This window comes from Pseudarthrobacter sp. lyk4-40-TYG-27 (assembly GCF_030209295.1).
GTDB lineage: Bacteria > Actinomycetota > Actinomycetes > Actinomycetales > Micrococcaceae > Arthrobacter.
Map to the genome: position 1 here is coordinate 170,677 of NZ_JARVSH010000008.1, position 20,466 is coordinate 191,142.

General features: G+C 68.6%; 19 protein-coding genes. 11 read left to right on the plus strand and 8 right to left on the minus strand.

The window, feature by feature from the left end; all coding sequences use genetic code 11:
* Nucleotides 1-21: 21 nt before the first annotated feature.
* Nucleotides 22-3,489 (minus strand): DEAD/DEAH box helicase, encoded by a 3,468-nt coding sequence (locus QRM96_RS16365; RefSeq protein WP_285320305.1) that lies wholly within the window; start codon nt 3,487-3,489, stop codon nt 22-24.
* A gap of 220 nt (nt 3,490-3,709) precedes the next feature.
* Here QRM96_RS16365 and QRM96_RS16370 point away from each other — a divergent pair, with 220 nt between their 5' ends.
* From QRM96_RS16370 to QRM96_RS16385, 4 genes are all read left to right on the plus strand, one after another.
* Nucleotides 3,710-4,555, plus strand: a complete 846-nt coding sequence (locus tag QRM96_RS16370; RefSeq protein ID WP_285320269.1) for a DMP19 family protein — start codon at nt 3,710-3,712, stop codon at nt 4,553-4,555.
* A gap of 160 nt (nt 4,556-4,715) precedes the next feature.
* Nucleotides 4,716-5,417 carry a protein tyrosine phosphatase gene (locus tag QRM96_RS16375; protein ID WP_285320270.1) on the plus strand — a complete coding sequence of 234 codons (702 nt, stop codon included), beginning with the start codon at nt 4,716-4,718 and terminating at the stop codon, nt 5,415-5,417.
* A gap of 167 nt (nt 5,418-5,584) precedes the next feature.
* Complete coding sequence (locus QRM96_RS16380; protein WP_285320271.1) at nt 5,585-6,163, plus strand: RNA polymerase sigma factor; 579 nt, start codon at nt 5,585-5,587, stop codon at nt 6,161-6,163.
* A complete protein-coding gene (locus QRM96_RS16385; protein ID WP_285320272.1) occupies nt 6,156-6,917 on the plus strand; it encodes a hypothetical protein in 762 nt (253 codons plus the stop codon). The genes QRM96_RS16380 and QRM96_RS16385 overlap by 8 nt, the downstream gene beginning before the upstream one ends.
* Before the next feature lie 23 nt (nt 6,918-6,940).
* Here the strand turns inward: QRM96_RS16385 and QRM96_RS16390 are convergent, their stop codons facing one another.
* Nucleotides 6,941-7,489, minus strand: coding sequence for a COG4315 family predicted lipoprotein (locus tag QRM96_RS16390; RefSeq protein WP_285320273.1), 549 nt, complete (start codon nt 7,487-7,489; stop codon nt 6,941-6,943).
* Between the two features lie 190 nt (nt 7,490-7,679).
* Here QRM96_RS16390 and QRM96_RS16395 point away from each other — a divergent pair, with 190 nt between their 5' ends.
* Together QRM96_RS16395 and QRM96_RS16400 are read left to right on the plus strand one after the other, a co-directional pair.
* A complete protein-coding gene (locus QRM96_RS16395) occupies nt 7,680-8,180 on the plus strand; it encodes a sigma-70 family RNA polymerase sigma factor (protein ID WP_018760797.1) in 501 nt (166 codons plus the stop codon).
* On the plus strand, nt 8,177-8,833 hold the full coding sequence (locus tag QRM96_RS16400) for an anti-sigma factor family protein (protein ID WP_018760798.1): 657 nt from the start codon (nt 8,177-8,179) through the stop codon (nt 8,831-8,833). The genes QRM96_RS16395 and QRM96_RS16400 overlap by 4 nt, the downstream gene beginning before the upstream one ends.
* Here QRM96_RS16400 and QRM96_RS16405 read toward each other — a convergent pair.
* Both QRM96_RS16405 and QRM96_RS16410 read right to left on the minus strand, forming a co-directional pair.
* Entirely contained in the window at nt 8,820-9,323 is a 504-nt protein-coding gene (locus tag QRM96_RS16405; RefSeq protein ID WP_018760799.1) for an SRPBCC family protein, read from the minus strand. The two genes, QRM96_RS16400 and QRM96_RS16405, sit on opposite strands and share 14 nt — an antisense overlap.
* A gap of 29 nt (nt 9,324-9,352) precedes the next feature.
* Nucleotides 9,353-10,171: a DUF1206 domain-containing protein gene (locus tag QRM96_RS16410; protein WP_018760800.1), complete on the minus strand. Its 819-nt coding sequence runs from the start codon at nt 10,169-10,171 to the stop codon at nt 9,353-9,355.
* A gap of 253 nt (nt 10,172-10,424) precedes the next feature.
* On the opposite strand from QRM96_RS16410, the gene QRM96_RS16415 reads away from it, so the two are divergent.
* Complete coding sequence (locus tag QRM96_RS16415; protein WP_109045560.1) at nt 10,425-12,005, plus strand: fimbrial protein; 1,581 nt, start codon at nt 10,425-10,427, stop codon at nt 12,003-12,005.
* A gap of 4 nt (nt 12,006-12,009) precedes the next feature.
* Nucleotides 12,010-12,456 carry a hypothetical protein gene (locus QRM96_RS16420; RefSeq protein ID WP_109045561.1) on the plus strand — a complete coding sequence of 149 codons (447 nt, stop codon included), beginning with the start codon at nt 12,010-12,012 and terminating at the stop codon, nt 12,454-12,456.
* Between the two features lie 45 nt (nt 12,457-12,501).
* Here QRM96_RS16420 and trmB read toward each other — a convergent pair whose 3' ends face one another.
* Nucleotides 12,502-13,425 carry a tRNA (guanosine(46)-N7)-methyltransferase TrmB gene (trmB, locus tag QRM96_RS16425; RefSeq protein WP_109045562.1) on the minus strand — a complete coding sequence of 308 codons (924 nt, stop codon included), beginning with the start codon at nt 13,423-13,425 and terminating at the stop codon, nt 12,502-12,504.
* A gap of 141 nt (nt 13,426-13,566) precedes the next feature.
* On the opposite strand from trmB, the gene QRM96_RS16430 reads away from it, so the two are divergent.
* Complete coding sequence (locus QRM96_RS16430; protein ID WP_285320274.1) at nt 13,567-14,922, plus strand: MFS transporter; 1,356 nt, start codon at nt 13,567-13,569, stop codon at nt 14,920-14,922.
* Nucleotides 14,922-16,328, plus strand: coding sequence for an MFS transporter (locus tag QRM96_RS16435; protein WP_285320275.1), 1,407 nt, complete (start codon nt 14,922-14,924; stop codon nt 16,326-16,328). The genes QRM96_RS16430 and QRM96_RS16435 overlap by 1 nt, the downstream gene beginning before the upstream one ends.
* Here the strand turns inward: QRM96_RS16435 and QRM96_RS16440 are convergent.
* The gene (locus QRM96_RS16440) at nt 16,325-17,080 is read right to left on the minus strand and encodes a class I SAM-dependent methyltransferase (protein ID WP_285320276.1); all 756 of its coding nucleotides are present in this window, start codon (nt 17,078-17,080) and stop codon (nt 16,325-16,327) included. The two genes, QRM96_RS16435 and QRM96_RS16440, sit on opposite strands and share 4 nt — an antisense overlap.
* A gap of 316 nt (nt 17,081-17,396) precedes the next feature.
* Here QRM96_RS16440 and QRM96_RS16445 point away from each other — a divergent pair, with 316 nt between their 5' ends.
* The gene (locus tag QRM96_RS16445) at nt 17,397-19,292 is read left to right on the plus strand and encodes a DEAD/DEAH box helicase (protein ID WP_109045565.1); all 1,896 of its coding nucleotides are present in this window, start codon (nt 17,397-17,399) and stop codon (nt 19,290-19,292) included.
* 89 nt (nt 19,293-19,381) lie between these two features.
* On the opposite strand, the gene QRM96_RS16450 is transcribed toward QRM96_RS16445, so the two are convergent.
* Both QRM96_RS16450 and QRM96_RS16455 read right to left on the minus strand, forming a co-directional pair.
* Entirely contained in the window at nt 19,382-20,032 is a 651-nt protein-coding gene (locus QRM96_RS16450) for an MBL fold metallo-hydrolase (protein ID WP_018760808.1), read from the minus strand.
* Between the two features lie 20 nt (nt 20,033-20,052).
* The gene (locus tag QRM96_RS16455) at nt 20,053-20,355 is read right to left on the minus strand and encodes a putative quinol monooxygenase (RefSeq protein WP_285320277.1); all 303 of its coding nucleotides are present in this window, start codon (nt 20,353-20,355) and stop codon (nt 20,053-20,055) included.
* Between the last annotated feature and the right edge of the window lie 111 nt (nt 20,356-20,466).

A 20,466-nucleotide genomic window follows, 5' to 3' on the forward strand; every position in this document is an offset into this window, starting at 1 on the left:
CATATGCGTCAAAACCGGGTGCTACTCCTTGAACAACCCCGCCAGGTCCTCCGCCGTGATGGCGCCGCCGGCCAGGGCATCGCCCTCCATGACGTCGGCGAACAGCTGGGACTTCCGGGTCTTCAGCGCCATGACCTTCTCCTCGATGGTGTCCTTGGCCACCAGCCGGTACACCATCACGTTCCGCGCCTGCCCGATCCGGTGGGTCCGGTCCACGGCCTGCGCCTCCGAGGCAGGGTTCCACCAGGGATCGAGGAGGAAGACGTAGTCGGCCTCGGTGAGGTTGAGCCCGAATCCGCCGGCCTTGAGCGAAATCAGGAACACCGGCGCGCTGCCGTTCTTGAATTCGCTGACCACGTCGGCGCGGTTCCGGGTGCCGCCATCGAGGTAGCAGTACTCGATCCCTTCCTCGTCCAGCCGCTCCCGGACCTTGCCCAGGAATCCGGTGAACTGGCTGAAGATCAGGGCCCGGTGCCCCTCGGCCACGAGGTCCTCGAGCTGCTCGAAGAGGACATCCAGCTTCGAGGACCGCACCGCGGACAAGGCAGGATCCACCAGTGAGACGTCCAGGCTGAGCTGCCGCAGCAGCGTCAGCGACTGGAAGATGGTGAACCTGTTCTTGTTGACGTCCTCGATCAGCCCCAGGATCTTCTGCCGCTCGCGCTGCAGGTGCGTCTGGTAGACCTTCTGGTGCCTCGGGTTCAGCACCACTTCCAGGATCTGTTCCTGCTTGGGCGGCAGGTCCTTGATCACCTGGTCCTTGGTGCGCCGCATCATCAGCGGCCGGACCCGCCGCCGGAGCTTCTCCAGCTGCGCTTTGTCGCCGTTCTTTTCCACCGGCTTCTGGTAGTACTCCGCGAAGCGCTTGGGGCTGGAGAACAGGCCGGGCGCCACGATGGACGTCAACGCCCAGAACTCCATCAGGTTGTTCTCCAGCGGGGTGCCGGTGATGGCCAGCTTGAAGACCGCCGGCAGCTTCCGGGCGCACTGGTAGGCCTTGGACTGGTGGTTCTTCACGAACTGCGCCTCGTCCAGGACCAGCCCTGCCCAGGACCGGGAGGCGTAGGCCTCGTAGTCGATGCGGAACAAGGCGTAGGAGGTGATGACGACGTCGGCCCCGCCCAGGGCCTCGGCCACGTCCTGGCCGCTCTTCCCGAACGTCTCGCCCACCGTGCGCACGGTCAGGCCGGGCGCGAAGCGGGCGGCTTCGAGCGCCCAGTTGCCCACCACGCTAGTGGGTGCCACCACCAGGAAGGGCGCGACGCCGGCGGGTTGGGTTCCAGGGCCGGCGGCAGCTCCGCCGTCGTGCCGGTCTCCGGACGGCTGCTCCCCGGACGCAAGCCCATGGTCCTTGGCAGCGCACATCAGTGCCAGCGCCTGCACGGTCTTGCCCAAGCCCATATCGTCGGCCAGGACGCCTCCCAGCCCGTGCTTGTACAGGAAGCTGAGCCAGTTGTAGCCTTCCAGCTGGTAGGGGCGCAGCTCGGCGTTCAGGGACGCCGGCAGCGGCAAACCGTCCACCCCGCCCTCCAGGAGCCCGCCCACGGCCGAGCGCCAGGCGGCGGCCTGCTGGTCCACGATGCCCAGCTGCGCCAGTTCGTCCCAGAGCCCTGCCTGGAAGCGGCTGATCTGCAGCGGCGCATCCTTGTTGTCCTGCAGCGAACGGGCCTCCTCGATCAGTGCCCGCAGCTGGTGCAGTTCCGGCAGGTCGAGCGAGAAGTAGGCGCCGCTGGGCAGCAGCATCTTGGTCTGTCCGGAGGCGAGCGCGGAGAACACGGCTGCGAAGGAGACGGGCTGGCCTTCCAGGGAGATCTGGATGCCGAGGTCGAACCAGTCCCGCTGTTCGGTGGCCTTGGTGGAGATCGACACCACCGGTGCCTCCTCCGCTTCGCGGTAGTCGGCGATCTCGCCCACGGTTTCCACGTCCACGTCCGGGGCTTCCCGCAGCCTGGGCAGCACCTCTTCGGTGAACGCCAGCGTATCCAGGCCCTTGAGTTCCACCGACGCCGCCAGGCGCGGAGTGCCCCAGCCGCCGGTGGCGGACTCGCCCAGGGCGGCCACGGTGTCCCAGGGTTGGCCGATTCCTTCCAGGATGCGGGACTCGGCGGTGTCGTCCCGGTAACCCTGATCGCCGGGGTGCCGCCACAGGGGCTGCGCCGTGACCAGTTTTCCGGTGCGGTAGTGCCACTCCCAGTGCAGCCGCACCCGGTGGTCCGCCCCGTAATTGGCCAGCAGGGACAGGGTGGGGACGGCCAGCTCGGGGAGCTCCACGGACTCGTCCCGCGCCGTGACCCGGGCAGCCTGCTTGAGTTTCGGGTAGAAACCCGTGAGGAACCGCGATTCATCCTTGGCGGGAATGTGGAGGGTGCTGCCGGCCGTGACGAATGCCAGGAGCTCTTCGCTCAGCCCGTTCTCCAGCGGCGCCAGCGTTATGGCGCCGTCCGGATCCGGGACGCCCGGCAGTGCGGCCTCACCGGAGGTGAAAAAAAGGCCGTGCGCGGGCCGGCCGATGGTGCCTACCGCTGCCGGATCAACCTCTTCCCCCGCCACGGTGATGGTGGGCGACAACTCCAGCCCGGCGTCGGACACCGGATTTCCGGAGCCGCCGGGATCCGCCGGCGCCCCGAACCTGCTCAGGGAAAGCCCGACGGCGGCGGGGTCCTCCGCGACCCGGACCGGCTCAGCGCCGCGCGAGTGGACCAGGGCCAGCCCGATCTTGCGGGCATCGGAAAGCAGGCCCCACAGGTTCTTCCCGGCATAGGAGTTCAGGCCCAGCCACAGGCCGGAAGAATTGTGCATCCGGCTGGCGGACGGCGAGTGCCCGGCCAGGAACTCCTGCATCCATTCCACGTGCGCGTGGTTCGATTCGCGCCGGAAGTTCAGGTAGCTCAGCGTGTTCCACGAAACGTCCCCGCGGATCCACTTGCCCTTGGCCCCCATGATGACGGGCCGGACCTTGAGCTGGCGCACGCCGCGCACCGGGTCGCGGCGGCCGGTGTAGGAGAAATGCGGCGGCGGCTCTTCAACCTCGAACTGCAGTGCCAGGGGAACACCGCTGGTCGAAGGCGCGGCGCCGGGCTGGGAAATCAGCGGGCTGAGGGCCTGCTCCCAGTCCGAGAGGGCCGCGGAGGGGGCGCGGGAGACCTGCGTGGCCGTGGACGGGGCCAACAGCTGCATCCGGATGGCCGGGTTGTCCTCCGCCGCGAAGAGCAAGGCAGCCACATGCTTGCAGTCCTTGCGCACGGGGCAGCTGCAGACGCCAACGGTGCAGCTCCAGCCGCCCGCCTTGCGGACCAGCTTGGCGGTAGTGGAATACGGAACTTCCGCGCCGCCCCGGACCTTGCCCAGCATGAGCCCGGTACCGGCGTCGAACGACATGCCCGAAACCCTGCTGGCCATGGCATACGCCAGCCCGGCCGCGAGGGAACGGTCGTTGATGGCGGGTGTCTGTATTGCCAGTGCCGCACTTTCGTCCGGTTGGGATGGCATGGTGCGCGCTACTTTCGGCAGGCCACGGCGGAGCCGGGTCCGGTGGGTGGTTATCTGATCCATCTTAGTTCTCCCGGCAGCAGGCCCATGTCCCGCGCTCTTTCTTGGGCCGCCTCGAAAACTTCGCTTGACGTTCACTTCCTCCTCAATGCTGCCGTGAACTGGCCCCCGTAGCGTGAACAGCGTCCGGAGCACCACCACCCCAGCAGCGAGGAATTCCATGATCACCACGCCCCAGCCCGTCGTCCTGACCAGCAGCAGCATTGAAGCGAGCGATGAGGAAGCGGTCCAGGCCAACGTCACCGTCATCGACGCCATGCATACGGCCCTGCTCCGCACCGAGGAAATGGCGCCGGTGGCTGTCCGCAGCTACTACGTCGATTTCTACCTGACGCAGGCGCTGGAAGGCGGCTTCGCGCAATACGCCTTCCTGGCGCTCGACCGCACCGCCATGGACACGCTCATCCGCGAGGGCATGGCGGGCATGGGGGCCACCGCGCACCTGGAACTGTTCAACCGCGCCGTCGAATGCTACGACGCGCTGTCCGGGGAGGAAACGGAGCTCTACCTCGACGGCAGCGTCGATGACAGCGGCGATGTCCCCGACGCCGTCCTCCGGATGGAGGAGCTGGACGGCGAATTCGAGGAGCTGCTGGAGCAGGAGAACATCACGGCGCTCAACGCCGGCTGGCTCCGCCGCCAGGCAGACCTCGTGGTGCTCGACGACGAGGAGGTGGGGCCATACATCCAGGGCCTGGTTGCGCACATCCCGGACCTGCCGGAACGCCGCGCCCAAGCCGATGCCGAAGCCCTCGAGGACGCGCCGGACTTCGAAGTGGTCATCCGCGAACTGTGCGACATTGCCGGCGTCGAGCTCACGAAGATCACCATGGGCGACCCCAACTACATTCACGACGGCGAAAAGACCCTGGCGTGGCACTTCAGCACCGACAACGGCGACTTCCTCATGGTGGAAGAGGAGGACGAGGCTTTCATGATCAATCCCGAGACCCAGGAGATCGTGGCCGCCGTGGAATTCGAGGACGCAGACCTGGTGGAGGCCTAGCAGCGCGGGTGGCCGCTCCGTTCCCGGCGCGGCCACCCGGGGAGGCCGGAAATAAAAAAGCAGACACCCGTAACCTCCGCCACGTCCCCGGCGATGTAGTCACTGATGGGTCCGCCCGCCGGGCCCAATCGGACGTGTTGTCTAGGTTTGGAGAAGTTAAATGTCTGTGTTCACCGTGCTCGCCACCAGCAAAGTCGCCGCCGGAGTCCTGGCTGCAGGAACCCTGGCCGTTGGCGGAACCGGCGCCGCCGCCATCTCGGGCGTCCTGCCCGCCCAGGCCCAGCAGACGGCCCATGAAGTCTTCGGCGCACCGGCCCCCAAGCTCGGCGCCGACGCCGCGGCCAACGGCCAGGCCACCCCGGCGCCCGCCGCCACCGCCGCCGTTTCCGACGCCCTGAAGACCGCTGACGCTTCCGCGGACGCCGGTGCCAAGGCCACCGGCACCGCTGCGGCCGGAGACGAAAAGGTCTCCGCCACCACCACCGCCTCCGCCGACGCCAAGACCGCTGTAGACGCTGCCGGTCCGGCTGCCCTGGGCCTCTGCACCGCCTTCGCCAATGGCGGACTGAACGCGTCCTCGACGGCGTTCTCCTCGCTGTCCATCGCCGCCAAGGGTGACGCGAACATCAAGAGCTACTGCGCTGACGTCGTGGCCAAGGCCGACGTTGCCGCCAAGGCTGCTGCCGCAGCCAAGGGTTCGGCCTCGGTTGAGGCTGAAAAGCCCGCGGTTCCGTCCGTGCCCGCCGTGCCCGCTGTCCCTGCTGTTCCGGGCGCCGAAGGCAACACCACCGTGCCCGCCGTTCCGGCCGTTCCGGCAGTGGGTGGCAACACCGCCCACGCCCCTTCAGTTTCGGTCCGCTAAGGCAGTTGGCTAGTCTGGACTGCGGCTGCGGCCGCAGTCCGGGCACCCGGGCGGGGTGCGCATGCTTGGGACAGCACCCCTGAACCACCCGCAACAAGGCAGCCGGAAGACCACGGAAACTGGCAGTCCAGACCGCAAACCGGGAAAGCCGCGAACCGGATCCCGGGATGGAGGAGCCGCTGGTGCTAGACACTTTGGCCCAAGAAGAGGCCGACATATTCGACAACGCAGCCGGAACGGATCCGGCCGCGTTGTTCGCTGCTGCCTACAGAACCTTTGCGGGGCCGGTGCAGGGCTACCTCAAAGCACGCGGACTTGATGACCCCGAAGCCGTCACCCAGGACGTCTTCATGGCGTTCTATCCCAGGATCGGCAACCTCACCGGCGGGCTGCAGGGCGCCAAGTCGCTGATCTTTTCCATTGCCCACGCCCGCATGGTGGACCACTACCGCCGGCTGGAGCGGCGCCCCCAGCTGACACCGTACGACCCCCAGCACGACGGCCGGACAACCCCGTCCGCGGAGGACCACGCCGTTGAACTGACCGGCGGAGCCGCCGCCATGCTGGAAGGACTCAGCGAAGAACACCAGGAGGTCCTGGCCCTTCGCGTCGTGGCTGACCTGTCCATCGAACAGGTGGCCGCCATCATGGGCAAGAGCGCCGGAGCCATCAAGCAGCTCCAGCGCCGCGCCCTGCAGAACCTTAAGGCCCAAACGCTCAAGAGAAACCAGGCGAATCATGAGTGACACCGCAGGACCCCGCAACGACGGGGTGGTTGACGAACTCCTGCTGGAGGCAGGCCTCGACGACGACGGCCAGCTCCGTGACGCCCTGCTCGACCTGCGTTCGCTGGCAGCCGGGACCCCGGAGCCTTCAGCCGGAATCGCCGCCCTGATGGCCGGCGCGGCAACCGCCGCCCCGGCCACCACCGTGCTTCACGCCGTGGCCCCGGCAACGGCGGCGCTTCCTGCGGCCAAACCGGCAGATGAACTGGCCGCCCGCCGCAGGGCCAAGCGCCGTATTACGCTCACCACGCTCTCCGTTGCCGCGTCCCTCGCGGCCGGCGGCGCGGTCGCCGCCGCCTCCGACCAGGGATTCCGTGATTCGTTCAGCCAGCTGAACCAGGCAGTCACCTCCTTCGTGACCGGTTCCACCGCCGCACCCGCTGGCACCAAGGGCGGGGAAGTGCCGGTGCCTGGCCCCGCGCCGACCCGGCCCGCGGCCGCCAGCCCGGAGGCCGTTCCAGCGGCACCTGCAACCGCTCCGGCACCCGCCGGCGGGGCGTCGTCGTCGGCTGCCTCGCGGCCGGGCAGCACCCCCAGCCACGGATCGTCCGCGTCCCCGGCCCCGAAGCCGGCCGGGGTGCCGGCGGAGCCGTCACTGCCCACGGAGGTCCCCGGGGACGTCAGGAAGGGCCTGGAGCAGACACCGAAACTCCCCGTCCCCGTCCCCACCGGGGTCCCGCTTCCCGGCAAAGCCACAGACGCTCCCCTGAAGTAAGCCGGACTGCCGTCGAAGGCCAATCAGTAGGCCTGCCCCGCCGCCTTGGCCATGGCACCTGACGGATCGGACAGGAACCACACGCCGCCGACGCCCTGGCCGAGGGTGTCTCCGGGTTTGGTGTCCTTGGCGAAGTAGTACAGGGGCATGCCGTTCAAGGTCACCTGCTTCTTTCCGTCCGCGCCCGTGATGGTCCCCAGCTTGCCGGTGACCCCCTCCGCGGTGGGCGTCCCGGATGTGGTGGTCAGCGGCGGCCACTGGACGGCGCAGGAGCTGGTGCACGCGCTGGTGCCGGAATCCTTGGTGTCCTTCGTGAAGAGGTAGAGGCTCATTCCCTTTCCGTCCACCACAATGCTGCCCGCGGCTGAGGAGGACGCCGTCTTAAGCTCGACGGCGGCCCCGGCCGGCGAGGATGATGCGGAGGACGAAGGCGAGGAGGCGGAGGACGCGGAAGCCGCGGTGCCTGTTGCCGGGCTGGTGGCAGCCGGCGCGGTGCCGGAGCTGCTGCCGCAGCCGCTGAGGGCTGCGGCGAGGGCCAGGATGGCGAGGCCCGGCCCGAGATGGTGCTTCATGGTGTGCTCCCTTGGCTGGTTCTTTCCTTGGTAGGGCCCGGCGTCGGATCACCGGACGCTAACCCCTACGACGCCTTCGGGTGAAGAATGGTTCACACGCTGCGCGCGATTGAACCTTTTCCGCCCCGCGGGCGTCGTAACAGCCGGAAGCGCAGGGTTTCGGCGACAAGCCAGGTGACGGGAGGGTGGGATGCCGCTCGATGACGGCGTGGTGGAGGCAATCTACCGCGAACACGGCAGCGCCCTGCGCCGCTTCGTGCTCAGCGCAATCCGGGATCCGCAGCTGGCGGAGGACGTGGTCCAGGAAACTGTGCTCCGCGTCTGGCAGCACGCCCCGGACATCAACGGCAGCTTCCGCAGCTACCTGTACCGCACAGCCAGGAACGTCATGATCGACAACTATCGCCGGAGCCAACGCCGGCCGGCTGAGGCCCTCGGAAGCGGCCTCGCAGATCCCGTCGAGGTGGTGGGACGCGTCGACGACATGCTTAACAGAGTGTTGATGGAGGAAGCGCTGTTGAGGCTGAGCAAGGAACACCGTGAGGTCCTGGTGGCCCTGCACTACCGCCGGTTCACGGTCAACGAGGCGGCCGCCCAGCTCAATATCCCCAGCGGCACGGTCAAGTCCCGCGCGTACTACGGGCTCCGGGCCCTGCGCACCATCCTGGACGAGATGGGGGTGGAACGGTGAGCGCCAACCCGCACCACCTGCTCGGCGCCTACGTCCTGGGCGGGCTCGATCCCCAGGATGTCGCCGTCTTCGAAAGCCACCTCCAGGACTGCGCTGCCTGCCGCAAGGAGCTGGCATCGCTGGAAAAGGTGCCTGTGCTCCTGGACGCCCTTCCCGTCCCTGACGCCCTGGCGCTCACCGCGGTACCCGGTGGGCGCGAGGATGCCGGAAGCAACGTTCCCGCCCGCCTTTTCGAGGAACTGTCCCGCCGGCGTCGGAATGTACGACGGCGGTGGGTGGCTTTGGCGGGCGCCGTTGCGGCCGCGTGCCTGGCAGTGGGCCTTGCGGTGGGGCCCTTGCTGGTCAGGCCGCCGCAGCCGGATGCCACTTACTCCGTGGCTTCCGGGGACGGGCTGCAGGTCCACATCGACATGGCGCGCAAAGCCTGGGGGACCGAGCTCGCCGTGAGCGGCAGCAGCTTGCCCGCGGACGGGACGCTTTCGCTGTGGGTCCGCGACCGCGCCGGGGGCGAGGACCGTGCCTGCGCCTGGTCGGCCACCCCCACGGGGAAGGTCAAGGTCACCGGGGCAACGCCCATCCAGCTGGCCAGCATCTCCAGCGTGGAACTGCGCGACGGCGCCCAGCACGCGGTGGCGGTGATTACGGTTCCGTAGGCCCACCCTGCCCGGCGTTCATCGCCCGGAACTCTGCCACCAGCGCCTCGTCCTCGCAGGCGCGGGCGAAAGCCTCGATCCGCCGTTCGATCTCGTACCCGAGCAGCCGGCTGCCGATCCGCTCCATTGCTGCCCGGAGGACGGCCGGCCGGCAGGAAAAGGTGTACTTCCAGACCGCCCGTGTGCCGCCGTCGTCCGCGGTGAAGCGCCAGCCGCCGCCGAAATTATCGAAGAACCACGGACCGGACACCATGGTCATCCCGACGCTGCGCGGCGGCGCGAACGAGACATACTGGCTGACCATGGACAGGCCCAGCCGCGACCTTGTGCGGGTCCGGACGCCTTTTCCGGGAGCCCGGGCGCCGTCCAGGAACCCCTGCGCGGAAATGAAGGGATCCCACTTCAGCCGGAAGGTCCCGGTGGTTTGGGAGAAGGCAAAGGCAGTATCCGGGTCGATGCGGATGAAACGTTCGGCTCGTACCTGGGGCATGCCCCAACCCTAGCCACCCGCACCGCCGTTTACTTGCTCATTTTTGCCATCCGGGCGCGCATTACCATGTACGCGCCGTAGCAAATCAGGCCCGCCCCCACCGCGGCGAGGAGGTACGGACCCAGAGGCTGGTCGCGGAGGGCGCGCAGGCCACCATCGAGGCCCGTGGAGTCCTCCGGGTGCTGTTTCACGGTGGCCACGACGATCAGCAGGCCGGCGAGCAGCAGCACCGTTCCCTTCGCCAGGTAGCCGGTCACACCCAACGCGGTGACCGCCGTCCTGGCCGGGCCGGGAGCGGGCATCCGCAGCTGTTTCTGGAAGGACTTCTTGGGTCCCCTGATGCCGTACACCACGCCCGTGACCGCCACCGCCACGCCGATCAGCACCAGCAACGCCACACCGCCGGGCGCCACCATCATGGAAACGGTGAAGTCGCTGGTGGCCTTGCGGTTGTCGCCGCCGGAGCCGGTGCCGGTGACGAAGTGCCACAACGTCAGGGCCAGCACGGCGTAGACGATGGCCTGCAGGACGGCTTTGGCCTTGTTCTTCGCTTTGGTCTTGGTGGGCTGGTGGTTGAAGTCGAAGATCGCATCGCTGGTCTGCCACAACGACAGGGCGGCGCACGCGGCGAAGCTGCCCCACAGCAGGAAGGGGCCAACGGGCATGGTGGCCAACTCGGCCACGGCCCCACTGAAATCGGCGCTGCCGGTACCGCCCACGGCGAGCCGGATGGCAATCGCCCCCACCAGCAGGTGCAGGATGCCGCTGACCGCGAAACCCAGCCGGGCAAGAATTTCCAGGACACGCGAATTCGTGACGTCTTCGGCCTTGTCAACGGCCTGCTGCAATTCTTTTTTGATCGTCGTTCCTTTGGCCAAGCGCGGTGGTGCGCTGGTGTGCGTGCCCTTCTTACAAGGGCAATCGTGCCACGCCGGCCCGGTCCGGAACAGCCGGCCCCGCAAGCGTCCGCCGGCCGCCGCACGGCCCAGCCGTTGCTCCCGAGTACGGGGATGGGGAGGGATCCCCATCGCCGGGCCCGGCCACCTGTGCAACCATAAGGACCAGCGATTCACACGCACTGCACACTTTCCGGGGGAAACCATGACTTTTTACGGCGCTGACGTCAGCCAGTTGCGGGCTCTGGCCAAGGCAGCGGACCAGGCGGCGTCTCTTTTGAGCAGCCGGGCCGGCACCCTGCACAGCCAGATCCAGTCCGCTCCGTGGAAGGGACGGGACGGTGACCGCTTCCGCCAGGAGTGGAGCGGAAGCCACCGGCCCAGCCTGGACAAGGTGGTGGCCAGCCTGCGGGAGAACTCAAAGGTCCTGATGCGGCAGGCCGACGAGCAGGAAAAAGCCTCCACCGCGGGTTCCGGCGGTTCCGGGACCAGCACCTGGGACCGGCTGACCTCGCTGGCCGCCCAGGCCCGGGAGTGGCTGAAGGAGAAGGCCGAGGCGGCCAGGGCGGCAGCCGAGCACCGCCAGGAACTCGAAGCCGGGCTGGAGCGCATGGTCAACGCCAGCCCGGAAGAGCAGGCCAAGTGGTGGGACAGCCTGTCAGCGGCAGACCGCAAATACCTGATAGAAGGCGAAGGCAGCGACGGGCCCTTCGCCGAGGACCTGATGCGCATGGACGGCGGCATCCCGGCCGCAGCCCAGCAGTTGGCCAAGCAGCACCTCCAGGAGCTTGCCAAGGCGGATATCCCGATCTACTCGGAGACGGGCAAGGCCTCCATCGAGGCCCGGGTGGCCTGGGTCCACGGCGGCGCCGAAGTGGGCACCGAAGTGGTGGAGAACGCCGACGGTTCCGCCACCATGAAGGTGTACGGAAACATGGGCCTGGGCGTGAACGACACCACCGGCACGGCAGGAGCCACCCTGACCGGGGAAGTATCCCGTGAGTACACGTTCGCCAGCGTGGAGGAAGCCATGGCGGCCCGTGAGCAAATGTACAAGGACCTGCCGCCGGACAGCATCGGCGATATCAAGGACGTGGCCGGAAACCCGCCCGGCTACATCCTGGACACCATCAACGATGCCGCCCACGACAACGGCTCCACCGGCCAGACGGACAAGGCCAAGGGAACGTTCTCGCTGGAGGCCTCGGGCGAATCCGGCCCGGCGTCCGGCTCGGCGAAGCTCGACCTCGCGTACGAGCGCAACCTGACGGACGGAACGTCAACGGCCAGCGGCGAGGTCTCGGCACAGGGCAAGCTCAACCTGGACGGCCGTGTCTTCGAGGCCTCCGGCAAGGGCGGCCTGCAGGTCAATATGGACAAGGGCAACAACATCGATTCGGTGTCCGTCTCCATGGACGGGACCGTGGCCCAGGGCGTCACCGAAGGCGTGGACGGGAAGGCCGCCAAGTTCGACTCGACCGTGACCGCGGGTACCCAGGGAACGGTCAAGATCAACGTGGATTACTCCCCGGAAAACCGGCCCGTCATCGACAGCTACCTTCGCAACGTTGCCCTCGGCAATGAGGCCGGTGCTGCCCGGGACGCCGCCAGGTTGTACGAGGCCGGCTCCGCCACCGTCCAGGTGAACTCCGTGGTCACCGCCACCAACGAGGCGGGGTTCGACGTGAAGCTCGGCGAGGTGGAAGTGAAGACCGAGAACCAGGCCACCACCAACGTCTCCACGTACTATAAAGTCCCCAACGACACCAAGCTCGAGAGGCTCTGAAACCATGTCAGTGCACATCGAATCCCCGCTGGGCTTCACCGCAGACTTCCCCGAGCACACCCAGGTCCTGGACGACTCCACCGCCGGGCCCAACAGCGAGCAGTACGGCCTGCTGGGCGGCGTCCTGGTCACCGTGATCAAGGACGACACCTCCGTCCAGGATGCGCCGCAGGCCAACGGCTGGGCCCACCTGATGTCCGACTTCTACCGTGAGGAGCGCGGCGGCACCCTGCTGGCCGAGGGCGAGCTGAACCTCCCCGGCAAGTCCGCGTATGGCGTGGTGGTGGGTTATGACGACGCCGAAGGGGCGGCCAAGGTGGCAGCCACGGTAGGCGTGTGGGAGGGCGGCCGGTTCATCGGCGTGGTGGTCATCTGGCCGTACCTGAGCGCTGAGGCGGAGCCCCGGCTGGACATGCTCAAGGAGATCGTGGCCGCCATCAACGTGGGATAACGCGCCCGCGCCGCAGCAGCCGGGAGGGCCTTGCCGTTCGGCGTGTCAGCGGCGGCGGTAGCAAAGATCGAAGATCAGCCGGCCGGCCTCGTGGGCCTTCGCCTCGAAGCTGGTCCGGATCCTGCCTTCGAACCGTGGCGCCCAGCCGCCGGTTTCGTCCACGCCTTCATTGGGGCCGGTGTGCCCGGTGCTTACGGGCGCCCGTCCTTCCCTGACCGGTGCACCGCCCACCAGTGATTCGACGCCGGACTGCCACACCTGGGTGAGCGGGCTTTCAGGTCCGCGGCGCTCGCCGGTGTGCAGGTTTTCGAAGTCCGCCGAGCCCGCCATGACGTCCCGGACGTGGATGGCGTAATTGGACCAGTCGGTGGCGATCCGGAACAGGCCGCCTGGTTTCAACGCCTTTGCCGCCAGGGCGGCGAACTCTGGCTGGATGAGGCGGCGCTTGTGGTGCCGCGACTTGTGCCACGGGTCCGGGAAGAACACCCACAGTTCGCTGACGGAGCCTGCGGGAAGCATGGTGGCCAAAACCTCCGGGGCGTTGGCCTCCACCACGCGGACGTTGGTCAGGCCGCGGCTGTTGATCTTGATGATGGTGTTGGCGAGCCCGGGCGTGTAGACCTCGACGGCCAGGAAGTTCGTGTCCGGGTTCTGTTCTGCCGCGTGGCAGATGGCATCGCCCAGTCCGGACCCGATCTCGACGACCAGCGGGGCCTCGCGGCCAAACTCGGCCGCTGCGTCGAAGGTGTAGTCGGGGTGGACCGAGGTGTTGGCCACGTGCCGGGGAACGTCCACGGCCCACCGCTCCGCATGCTCGGCCCAGGCGGCCTGGCGGCGGCCCTGCAACCGGGTGCCGCGGCGCACGAAACTCACCGGCCGGCCGCCGTAGGTACCGAAGGAGGCTTGGGTTCCGGGCGTGACGGGCCTGGGGACATGCGGCTGCTGGGGGTTTTCAGGGGATTCGCTCATCCCTTCCAGAATAGCGCCGCGAAGAGAACGGCGGTCAGGGCATCCTTCGGGCAGCCCGGCGGCCTTCGACGGCAACCGCCTCAGCGGTGCCCCCGCAGGTGGATAACTCCCGGCGCAGCGCGCTCCTGCAAGAATGGGCGGATGACGGACGCAACGAATGCCGACGCAAGGAAGCAACGGCGAGGGGCTGTCTCCGAAGAAAGCCAAAGACGTCCCAGGACGGGCAGCAGCCTGGTGGATCCGGGTACTTTGGTGGACGCGGAGGTTGACGAACTTCCCGCGCCGGGGCCCACCCGGGTGGGCGGCCGCCGTGCCCTTGCCTATCTGGGTGTATGCCTGGTCCTGATCGGCCTGAACCTCCGCAGCGTCTTTTCCAGCCTCTCCGCCGTCCTTCCCGAGGTGACCGCGCAGGCGGGGCTGCCTGGCTGGTCCGTGGTGGTGTTAACCACGGTTCCGGTGACGTTGCTGGGTCTCTTTGCCCCGGTGGCCCCGGTTTTGGCGCGCCGGTTTGGTGCTGAGCGGGTGCTGTTGGGGGCCATGGCCTTGCTGACGGCGGGCTTGTTGTTGCGGCCTGTGGATGCCGGGGCTGGGATGGGTGGGGCCGGGCATTTGCCTGCGCTCCTGGCCGGCACTGCGGCGTGCGGTGCGGCGATCGCGTTGTGCAACGTGCTCCTGCCGGGCCTGGTGAAGCGGGACTTCCCGCACCGCCTGGGCCTCATGGGCGGCCTGTACACCACCGCCATCTGCGCGTCCGCGGCGCTCGGGGCCGGGTTCACCTACCCGGTGTACACGGCGACGGGGGAGTGGACCAGGGCGCTGTGGGTCTGGGCGGTGCCGGCCGCCGTCGTGCTCCTGCTGTTCCTGCCCGTTGCCGTGCGGCAGGGGACGGTCCGGCACCAGGTGGTCAGGGACGGGGTGAACGTGTGGCGGTCGCCGGTGGCGTGGCAGGTGACCATCTTCATGGTGCTGCAGGCCATGATGTCCTTCAGCGGTTTTGCGTGGCTGGCGCCCATCCTCCGGGAAAGAGGCGTTGACGGGGCCACGGCTGGGTTGATCGTTGCCGTGTGCATCGTGCTGCAGATGCTGGGGTCCCTGTTCGCCCCTGCCCTGGCCGCGCGGTTCCGCGACCAGCGGGCCATCAATACCGTGGTGGCGTTGATGACCGGGAGCGGGTTCGTGCTGAGCATTGTGGGCCCGCTGGATCTGGTCTGGGTCTGGGCGGGGCTGCTGGGCCTGGGCCAGGGAAGCCTGACCGCCTGTGCGCTGACCCTGATCATGCTCCGGACCCGGGACGGGCACACCGCCGCGCACCTCTCGGGCATGATGCAGGGCGTTGGCTACGGGGTGGGTTCCACCGGAACGCTCCTGGTGGGTCAACTCCACCAGGCCACCGGGTCCTTCGTTCCCGCCGGCGTCCTGTTCACGGTGGTGGGCCTGCTCGCGGCCGTCTTCGGCTACCGCTCCGGCCGGAACCGGTATGTGGGCGAGGAAACGTAATGCAGGACCCCACGCTTCCGGCCGTCCACCATGCCACCGGAATCTTCCGGCCACCGTATTTCTGGGTGACAGTGGGCACCTGCGCCCTGGTGTTCCTGGCCGCCTTCGAATCCCTCGCCGTAACCACCATCATGCCGCTGGTCAGCAGGGAACTGAACGGCGGAAACCTCTATGCGCTGGCCTTCGCAGGGCCCCTGGCCACCGGTGTCATCGGCATGGTGGGCGCCGGCAACTGGTCCGACAGGCGCGGGCCCGCCCTGCCGCTGTATGCCTCCGTAGCGCTGTTCGTGGCCGGCCTGCTGGTCGCGGGCACCTCGGTTTCCATGCCCATGCTGGTCTCGGGCCGCCTGGTCCAGGGCTTCGGCGGGGGCGCCCTCACCGTGGCCCTCTACGTCCTGGTGGCGCGGTTCTACCCGGGCACCCTGCATCCCCGGATTTTCGCGGCGTTTTCGGCCGCCTGGGTGGTGCCCTCACTCGTGGGGCCCGTCGCGGCCGGTGTGGTGGCGCAGGTCTTCAGCTGGCACTGGGTGTTCCTGGGCGTGGTGGGGCTGGTCATTCCGGCGCTCGCGATGATCGTGCCGGTCCTGCGCGGACTGGACCCGCCGGAACCAGCCGGCGGAGCGGAAGGAAACCTCCCGCCGTGGGCTCCGGCCCGGCTCGGCTGGGCGGCGCTGGCCGCCCTTGCCGTCCTGGGGCTCAACCTCTCCGCCGGCCTCAGCATCCCCGCCTTCCCGCCCGCCAAGGCACTCCTGGCCGTTGCCGCCGTCGTCCTTGCCCTGGCAGCGGTCCGGCCACTGGTGCCCGCCGGGACCCTTAGGGCACGGCGGGGACTGCCCAGCGTGATCCTGTCCCGCGGACTCGCTTCGGCGGCCTTCTTCGGGGCGGAGGTCTACCTTCCCTACCTGCTGATCGACCAGTTCGGCTTCCCGCCCACCTTGGCGGGCGTCACCCTCACCGGCGGAGCGCTGGCGTGGGCCGGTGCCGCGGCGGTCCAGGGCCGCATGGGCCCGCGGCTGGAGCACCGGAGGGCTGTGCGGGTGGGCTCGTCGATGGTGCTCGCTGCCATCCTCCTGGCCCTGGCCACGGCGGGACTGCACTGGCCGGCCGCCGTCGCCATCGCCGGGTGGGTGCTGGCCGGCGGCGGGATGGGCCTGCTCTACCCCCGGCTGAGCGTGATGACACTGGCACTGTCCAGCAAGGACAACGAGGGCTTCAACAGCTCCGCCATGTCAATCGCCGACTCGCTGGGCGGGGCTCTTTCACTCGCCGCCACCGGGATAGTCTTCGCGGCATTTACCACGGTGGTCCAGTCCTTTGCCGGCGTCTTCGCCTTCACCGCGGCCCTCGGGCTGGCCGCGGTGCTGGTGGCGCCGCGGGTCACCGGCAGGCAGGGTCCGGCGGGCTAGGGAAGGCGGGTGGCGCGCAGGACGACGTCGGCAATGGTCGCCTCCTGCCCGTCCGGCCCGGTGACAGGGCGCGCCCGGCTGGTGAGGACTTCCAGCTGCCAGCCGGGGCCGTCCAAGTCCAGTTCACGGACCAGCTGGTCTCCGGTGTAGAACATGTCCAGGTGCTGGTGGTGGTCGTTGCCCCATGGCGGCAGCCGGTCCGGGTGGTGGCCCACCACCAGCAGGGTCCCGCCGGGCTTGACGGCAGCGGCGGCTGCCCGCAGCGGGACCCGCCAGTCGAGTTCCTGCGAGTGCAGGAACTGTGAGGTCACGAGGTCGTAGGAACCCTCGGGCTGCCACGTCGTGAGGTCCGCTTGCTGCCACGTGATCCGGCTGCGGATGTCCCCGCTGGATGTGTTCACGCTTTCGCGTGCCAGCTCGGCCAGTTCGTGCGAGTGGGCCCGTTCCAGCGCCACGGCGGAAACATCGACGGCGGTGACGGACCAGCCTTGCCGGGCAAGCCAGATGGCGTCGGCGCCCTCGCCGCACCCGAGTTCCAGTGCCTTGCCGGGGCGCAGGCCGCCGGCCTCATGGACCAGTTGGGGGTTCGGCTTTCCGCTCCAGAGCCGGGCTTTGCTCCGGTACCGCTCGTCCCAGACCGCCCCGGGGTCGACGCCGCTGCCCGCTTCCGGCGACCCGCCGGCGTCGTGCGCGTGCTGCCGGTGCGCTTCCTCCTGGTGCGTGTCTTGGCCCTGCCCCGGGTGTTCACTCATGCTCCAACACTGCCCCGCCATGACCCCGTTGGCAACGCCGCGGACGGCCGCCCGGCCTCGGGATGCTAGACTGGAGGAACTTGATGTGCAGTGATGCCGCCTGCTCCGGATCTGGAGTTCCTTCCAGGGAGTGGGCTTTCTTCATGTGAGAGGCACATCCTGCGTCGATGAACGCGTTCCATTTGGTCCCGGCCGGCTGTCCCTATGTGCAGCGCCCGGTTGATCACCTGACTTTTCTTCGGCGAAACCCCTGGGCCAACCGGCACCGGGGGCCGATATCCGCCCGGATACCGCCAGAAAGACCGTAAAAAACTACATGACTACTTTTGCTGCCCTCGGTACTCCCAAGGCCCTTGCAGACACCCTCACCGCGCAGGGAATCGTTGAACCGTTCCCCATCCAGGTGAAGACCCTCCCGGACACCTTGTCCGGCCGTGACGTCCTTGGCCGTGGCCGGACCGGATCCGGTAAAACCATTGCTTTCGCTATCCCGCTTGTAGCAAGACTCGCTGAGCGGGAAGCCAAGTACTTCCGCAAGCCCGGGCGCCCCATGGGCCTGGTCCTGGCACCTACCCGTGAACTGGCGACCCAGATCAACGCCACCATCGAGCCGCTGGCCAAGGCCGCCGGTTTGAACACCACCGTGATCTACGGCGGCATCTCCCAGGCCCGGCAGGAGAAGGCGCTGCGCGCCGGTGTCGACATCGTCATCGCCTGCCCCGGCCGCCTGGAGGACCTGATCCGCCAGCGCATCCTCACCCTCGAAGGCGTGGAGATCACGGTCCTGGACGAGGCCGACCACATGGCCGACCTCGGCTTCCTGCCCGTGGTCAAGAAGCTCATGGACATGACCCCCAGCCAGGGTCAGCGCCTGCTCTTCTCCGCCACCCTGGACAACGGCGTGGACAAGATCGTCCAGCGCTACCTGTCCAACCCGCTCACCCACTCGGTGGACGACCCGCAGGCCGCGGTGACCACCATGGAGCACCACGTGCTGGTGGTCAACGACCAGACCGTCAAGAAGCAGCTGATCGTTGAGCTCGCTTCGGGTGCCGGCCGCCGCGTCCTGTTCATGCGGACCAAGCACCACGCCCGCAAGCTGGCCAAGACCCTTACCGACGCCGGGATCCCCGCCGTGGACCTGCACGGCAACCTGTCGCAGAATGCCCGTGACCGCAACCTCGCCGAGTTCTCCAACGGCGACGTCCGCGTCCTGGTGGCCACCGACGTCGCCGCCCGCGGTGTGCACGTCGATGACGTCGAGCTGGTGATCCACGTGGATCCGCCCACCGAGCACAAGGCGTACCTGCACCGTTCCGGCCGCACCGCGCGCGCCGGCTCCGACGGCACTGTGGTCACGCTGACCCTGCCGGAGCAGCAGTCCGACGTGAAGAAGCTCATGAAGGCCGCCGGCGTTGACGTCAGCTTTGAACGCGTCACCGCCAGCTCGCCGATCGTGGCGGAACTCGTGGGCGACATTGCCGAAAAGGTCGATCCCCGCACCCGCGCCGCACTGCTGGCGGCCAAGGCCCCCAAGCAGGGTGCCGGCACCTCCACCGGTGCCAACGCCGAGCGCAAGCGTGCACGCCGCCAGGCTGCGCCGAGCGCCGGTGGCCGTGGTGGCCGCGGCGGACGCGGCAAGGTTTCGGCCGAGCCCGCCCGCAGTGACGCCCCCCGTGCTGAGCGCCGCGCAGCAGCCTTCGAAGGCCGGACCGAAGCCCGCGCCGCCTTCGACCGGAACGCGGAGCAGAACGAGGACCGCGCTGTGGCAGCTGCGGCTGCCCGCCGCAATGCCCGCGGCCGCGGCACCGCCTCAACCCACCGCAACGACGTTCCCGCAGCAGGTGGCCGCTCATCGGCCGGCCGCGGTTCCGACGGCCGTGCAGCGGAGGGCCGCGGGGATTCCCGGATCACCCGCAGTGATGCCCCGCGCGGCGGCTCCGGCCGCCCGGCCTCAGGCGGACGCCCCGCGTCCGGCGGGGGCCAGCGCAGCGGGCGCCCGGCAACCGGCCAGCGTGCAGCGGCAGGTGCCTCCGGCCAGCGTTCTTCAGGCACCGGCGGCAGCAAGGCCGTCTGGTCCTCCAACACCGGCGGAACCTCAGGCGGATCCTACGGCTCCGGCAGCGGTGGCAACGGCGGCTCGGGCCGTCCCGCCCGCAGCGGCCCCCGCCGCGCGTCGGCTCCGGCGTCGAACGAGCGCCGCGGACGCTAGAAACGCGCCTTAACCACAGCGGTGGTTGAGCTTGTCGGTTTCGACAGGCTCAACCACCGCTGTGTTTTAACCCAAATAGCCGCCTGGTTTTACCAGCCTCGGACGCGCCATTCGTCCAGGTGCGGACGTTCTGCACCGAGCGTGGTCGGCTTGCCGTGGCCGGGGTGCACGACGGCGGAGTCCGGGTAGGCGTCGAACAACCGCTCCGTGACGTCGGACAGGAGCTGGGCGAACCGTTCCGGGTCCTTCTCCGTGTTGCCCACCCCGCCGGGGAACAGCGAGTCGCCTGAGAAGATGTGCGCCGGTCCTTCCGGGTCCTGGTACACAAAGGCGATCGAGCCCGGCGTGTGGCCGCGCAGGTGCACGGCGGTGACGTCGAAGCCGTCGAAATTCCCCACGTCCCCGTGGCTTAGCCGGACGTCCACCGGAACCGGCAACGCATCGGCGTCGTCCGCTCCCGCCGCTGTCCTGGCCCCGGTGGCGTCCACCAGTTCCTTCAGCGCCCGCACGTGGTCCCAGTGCTGGTGCGTGGTGGCGATCAGGGCCAGCCGCGGAGCCGCGGCTGTGTCCGCGGCGCCGTCCGCGAGCAACTGCCGGATGGCCGGAAGGTCGTCAGCGGCGTCAATGAGCAGCTGCGCGCCGCTTTCCTTGGCGGTCAGCAGGTACACATTGTTGTCCATTGCGCTGACGGAGATACTGCGGATGGTGATGGCCGGCAGGTCGTAGAGAAGTGAGTCCATGGCTTCAGTCTAGGGACGGGCTACAGGCCCAGCGGCAAGGCAGTGGAGTAGACCTGCTTGCACGGCGGGCCGGCCAGGATTTCGTGCAGCGTGTTTTTTCCTTCGGGTGTAGTGCGCCAGGCGGCGTAGTCGTCGTGGTCCTGCGTGGTGGCCCAGGTTTCCACGACCAGGATGTGGCAGGGGTCCGCGTCATCCACCAGCGCCTCGATGCCCTGGTTACCAGGCCACGCGCGGGTGGCCGCGAGCGTTTCGGACAAGTACTTTGCGGCGTCGTTGCGGCGGGCGGGGTCGATCCGGACTTCGAAGTGGACGATGGCAGGCATGAGGCTCCTTGGCATGGACGTGGTACGGCCGGCTGACCGGTACCCACTGCGTGCAACACGGCTGCGGACCGCTTTCTTCCCGCCCTTGCCGGACCCAAAACCCGGTGTGAC

Coding starts and splice junctions, on each gene's coding strand:
- QRM96_RS16395 (WP_018760797.1), top strand. CDS start 7,680: ATGCCGCTCGATGACGGCGTGGTGGAGGCAATCTACCGCGAACACGGC.
- QRM96_RS16430 (WP_285320274.1), top strand. CDS start 13,567: ATGACGGACGCAACGAATGCCGACGCAAGGAAGCAACGGCGAGGGGCT.
- QRM96_RS16370 (WP_285320269.1), top strand. CDS start 3,710: ATGATCACCACGCCCCAGCCCGTCGTCCTGACCAGCAGCAGCATTGAA.
- QRM96_RS16445 (WP_109045565.1), top strand. CDS start 17,397: ATGACTACTTTTGCTGCCCTCGGTACTCCCAAGGCCCTTGCAGACACC.
- trmB (WP_109045562.1), bottom strand. CDS start 13,425: ATGAGCGAATCCCCTGAAAACCCCCAGCAGCCGCATGTCCCCAGGCCC.
- QRM96_RS16420 (WP_109045561.1), top strand. CDS start 12,010: ATGTCAGTGCACATCGAATCCCCGCTGGGCTTCACCGCAGACTTCCCC.
- QRM96_RS16390 (WP_285320273.1), bottom strand. CDS start 7,489: ATGAAGCACCATCTCGGGCCGGGCCTCGCCATCCTGGCCCTCGCCGCA.
- QRM96_RS16385 (WP_285320272.1), top strand. CDS start 6,156: ATGAGTGACACCGCAGGACCCCGCAACGACGGGGTGGTTGACGAACTC.
- QRM96_RS16440 (WP_285320276.1), bottom strand. CDS start 17,080: ATGAGTGAACACCCGGGGCAGGGCCAAGACACGCACCAGGAGGAAGCG.
- QRM96_RS16380 (WP_285320271.1), top strand. CDS start 5,585: ATGGAGGAGCCGCTGGTGCTAGACACTTTGGCCCAAGAAGAGGCCGAC.
- QRM96_RS16375 (WP_285320270.1), top strand. CDS start 4,716: ATGTCTGTGTTCACCGTGCTCGCCACCAGCAAAGTCGCCGCCGGAGTC.
- QRM96_RS16415 (WP_109045560.1), top strand. CDS start 10,425: ATGACTTTTTACGGCGCTGACGTCAGCCAGTTGCGGGCTCTGGCCAAG.
- QRM96_RS16405 (WP_018760799.1), bottom strand. CDS start 9,323: ATGCCCCAGGTACGAGCCGAACGTTTCATCCGCATCGACCCGGATACT.
- QRM96_RS16365 (WP_285320305.1), bottom strand. CDS start 3,489: ATGCCATCCCAACCGGACGAAAGTGCGGCACTGGCAATACAGACACCC.
- QRM96_RS16435 (WP_285320275.1), top strand. CDS start 14,922: ATGCAGGACCCCACGCTTCCGGCCGTCCACCATGCCACCGGAATCTTC.
- QRM96_RS16450 (WP_018760808.1), bottom strand. CDS start 20,032: ATGGACTCACTTCTCTACGACCTGCCGGCCATCACCATCCGCAGTATC.
- QRM96_RS16455 (WP_285320277.1), bottom strand. CDS start 20,355: ATGCCTGCCATCGTCCACTTCGAAGTCCGGATCGACCCCGCCCGCCGC.